The sequence below is a fragment of the Mesorhizobium sp. M7A.F.Ca.CA.004.04.2.1 genome (assembly GCF_004022825.1).
Classification (GTDB): Bacteria; Pseudomonadota; Alphaproteobacteria; order Rhizobiales; family Rhizobiaceae; genus Mesorhizobium.
In genome coordinates, this window is record NZ_RZPH01000639.1 from 1 (window position 1) to 3569 (window position 3569).

Annotated in this window: 4 protein-coding genes; all 4 read left to right on the forward strand. The window is 62.7% G+C overall.

Annotated features, from left to right (window positions below):
- Positions 1-25: 25 nt before the first annotated feature.
- Positions 26-922, forward strand: coding sequence for a sugar ABC transporter permease (locus tag EN893_RS24330; RefSeq protein WP_023808865.1), 897 nt, complete (start codon positions 26-28; stop codon positions 920-922).
- A 2-nt stretch (positions 923-924) separates the two neighbouring features.
- On the forward strand, positions 925-1791 hold the full coding sequence (locus EN893_RS24335; protein WP_127267476.1) for a carbohydrate ABC transporter permease: 867 nt from the start codon (positions 925-927) through the stop codon (positions 1789-1791).
- A gap of 4 nt (positions 1792-1795) precedes the next feature.
- On the forward strand, positions 1796-2893 hold the full coding sequence (ugpC, locus tag EN893_RS24340; RefSeq protein WP_127270131.1) for a sn-glycerol-3-phosphate ABC transporter ATP-binding protein UgpC: 1098 nt from the start codon (positions 1796-1798) through the stop codon (positions 2891-2893).
- A 5-nt stretch (positions 2894-2898) separates the two neighbouring features.
- On the forward strand, positions 2899-3569 hold a 671-nt coding region (locus tag EN893_RS24345), incomplete at its 3' end, for an enolase C-terminal domain-like protein (protein ID WP_281062499.1).

Here is a 3569-nt window from a genome sequence, read left to right on the forward strand (position 1 = left end):
AAATGCAAACACCTCAAGGATTCTGATGAAGGGCTTCAAGCCATCCGCGCCATTCCTGCTGCTGCTTCCGGCCATGATCGTGCTGGCGGCGGTTGTCGTTGTGCCGTTGCTGTTGTCCCTTTACTCCAGCTTCACGCCGTTCCGCCTGACGCGGCCCGAAACGTTCTACGTCTTCATCGGCATCCGGAACTATCTTTCGATCCTGTCCAACACCGATTTCTGGTGGGCGTTCGGCCGCACGGTGCTGCTGCTGACCATCGCGCTCAATCTCGAAATGCTGCTCGGCCTTGGGCTTGCCATGCTGGTCGAGAAAGCGACACGCGGCCAGCGCATCCTGCGCACGCTGATGATGTTTCCGATGATGTTCTCGCCGATCCTCGTCGGCTTCCAGTTCAAGTTCATGTTCAACGACAATATCGGCCTGGTGAACAATGCGCTGCAGTCGCTCGGCATTACGCAAGACGCCATTCCGTGGCTGATCGAGGGCCATCTCGCCTTCATCGCCATTTCGATCGCCGAGATCTGGTCGTCGACGGCGATCTTCGCCATCCTGATCCTCGCCGGCCTACTCGCCATGCCCAAGGAGCCGATCGAGGCGGCGCGTGTCGACGGCTGCACGCCGTGGCAGACATTCCGCTATGTGACGTGGCCGTTCGTCATGCCTTTCGCCTACATAGCCATGACTATCCGTTCGCTCGACGTGGCGCGCGCCTACGACATCGTCAAGATCATGACCGATGGCGGACCGGCGGGCCGCACCGAACTGCTATGGACTCTGGTGGCCCGCACCGCCTACAGCGACGGGCGCATGGGCATGGCCAACGCCATGGCCTATTTCTCGATCCTGCTGTCGATCGCCTTCACCGTCTACTTCTTCAACAAGCTCGCCGCGGCGCGCACGCAGATTGGTGCGGAGTGGTGAAGATGGACGAGAATTCTTCCGCCCGCCTGAAGCGCCGGCTGCTGGGCATCGTCTATCGCATTGGCCTGTTCCTGGCGATGCTGACGATCTGCCTGCCGGGCCTGTGGATCGTCCTCTCGTCGCTGCGGCCGGCGGTCGAGATCATGGCCAAGCCGCCGGTCTGGATCCCGCAGGAGATTTCGTTCGACGCCTACGTCGCCATGTTCAGCGGTATCGGCAAAGGCGGCATTCCAGTGATCGAATATTTCCGCAACTCGTTGATCATCTCGGTGACCTCGACGGTCATTGCAGTGGCCATCGGCATGGCCGGCGGCTATGCGTTCGCGCGCTACCGCTTCCGCGGCAAATCGAGCGTCTTCCTCGGGCTGATGCTGACGCGCACCGTGCCGGGCATTGCGCTCTCGCTGCCGCTGTTTTTCCTCTATGTGCGGCTTGGCATCATCGACACCCATTTCGGGCTTATCCTTGCCTATGTCGCGCTCAACGTGCCGTTCACGATCTGGCTGATCGACGGCTTCTTCCGTCAGGTGCCCAAGGACCTCGCGGAGGCCGCGCAGATCGATGGCTGCACGCGCTGGCAGGCGTTCTGGCAGGTCGAGTTCCCGCTTGCCGGGCCGGGCATCGCGTCGGCCGCGATCTTCGCCTTCCTGACCTGCTGGAATGAGTTCGCTCTGGCCTCGCAGCTGACCCGTTCGGTGAGCGCCAAGACGCTGCCGGTCGGCCTGCTCGATTACACGGCCGAGTTCACCATCGATTGGCGCGGCATGTGCGCGCTGGCCGTGGTGATGATCATCCCGGCGCTCACCCTCACCTACGTCGTCCAGAAACACCTTGTCGGCGGCCTGACCTCCGGCGCGGTGAAAGGCTGATACCATGGCAACCGTTACCCTCACCAAGCTGACCAAGCGCTACGGCGCTGTCGGGATCGTGCACGGCATCGATCTCGACATCGCCGACCGCGAATTCATCGCGCTGGTCGGCCCCTCCGGCTGCGGCAAGTCGACGACGCTGCGGATGATCGCCGGGCTGGAAGAGATCAGCGCCGGCTCGATAGAGATTGGCGGGCGCATCGTCAACGACCTGCCGCCACGCTCGCGCAACATTTCGATGGTGTTCCAGTCCTACGCGCTCTATCCGCACATGACGGTGCGCGAAAATCTCGGCTTCTCTCTGAAGATCGCAGGTGCCGCCAAGGAAGACATGGAGCGCCGTGTCGCCGAAGCCTCGGCCATCCTCGGCCTCGACACGTTGCTCGATCGCCGCCCCTCACAACTGTCCGGCGGTCAGCGCCAGCGCGTCGCCATGGGCCGCGCCATCGTGCGCGATCCTGACGTCTTCCTGTTCGACGAGCCGCTTTCGAATCTCGACGCCAAATTGCGCACGCAGATGCGCACCGAGATCAAGAAGCTGCATGCCAAGGTGCAGTCGACGGTGATCTACGTCACCCACGACCAGGTCGAAGCAATGACGCTGGCCGATCGCATCGTCATCATGCGCGACGGCCATATCGAACAGGTCGGCACGCCCGACGAGGTCTTTCGGCGGCCGGCAACCCGCTTCGTTGCCGGCTTCATCGGTTCGCCGCCGATGAATTTGCACGAGGCCACGATCGATGACGGCCAGATGGTTTTCGCCAACGGCGAAAAGCTGCCGCTGCCCGCTCAGTTCAAGGCCAATGTCACGACCGGCGACAAGGTTGTGTTCGGGCTACGGCCGGACGACATCTATCCAACCGGCCATGGCATCAGTTCCGGTGGCGCGGCAGACGTCCACCAGATCGAACTGCCGATCACCGTTACCGAACCGCTCGGGAACGAGACGCTGGTGTTCGTCGAATTCAACGGTACGGACTGGGTGTCGCGCATGCTGAACCCGAGGCCACTCCGGCCGGGCGAGCGCGTCGCCATGAGCCTCGACATGTCGCAGGCGCATCTGTTTGCCACTGAGACCGGAAAGACATTGCGGAGCTGATCGGCATGACCAGAATCGAGAAAGTCGACCTTCGGATGGTGGACCTTGTGCCCAAGGTCAAACGCACCGACGCCATCCAGAGCTTCGTCAGCCAGGAAACGCCGATCGTGACCATCACCGATTCCGACGGCGCGGTCGGCACCGGCTACAGCTACACGATCGGCACCGGCGGCTCGTCGGTGATGCGGCTTTTGTCAGACCATCTGGTGCCGCGCCTGATCGGCCGCGACCCCGACATGATCGAGGCGATCTGGCACGATCTCGAATTCGCCACGCATGCCACCACGATTGGCGCGATCACCGCTATAGCGATCGCGGCGATCGACACGGCACTATGGGATCTGCGGGCCAAGAAACAGAACCTGCCGCTGTGGAAACTGGCCGGCGGTGCCAAGGATCGCTGCCCGCTCTACACGACCGAAGGCGGTTGGCTGCACATCGAGACGCAGGCGCTGGTTGACGATGCGCTAGCCGCCAAGGCGAAGGGCTTTCGCGGCTCGAAAGTGAAAATCGGCAGGCCGCACGGGTCGGAGGATCTTGCGCGCCTGTCGGCGGTGCGCAAGGCTGTCGGCGACGGCTATGAGATCATGACCGACGCCAATCAGGGATTTTCGATCGACGAGGCGATCCGGCGCGCCGCGAGGTTGCGCGAACTCGACCTCGCCTGGATCGAGGA

Excerpts from the sequence above, each read along its gene's own strand:
- EN893_RS24330 (WP_023808865.1), top strand. The coding sequence starts at position 26 with ATGAAGGGCTTCAAGCCATCCGCGCCATTCCTGCTGCTGCTTCCGGCC.
- EN893_RS24335 (WP_127267476.1), top strand. The coding sequence starts at position 925 with ATGGACGAGAATTCTTCCGCCCGCCTGAAGCGCCGGCTGCTGGGCATC.
- ugpC (WP_127270131.1), top strand. The coding sequence starts at position 1,796 with ATGGCAACCGTTACCCTCACCAAGCTGACCAAGCGCTACGGCGCTGTC.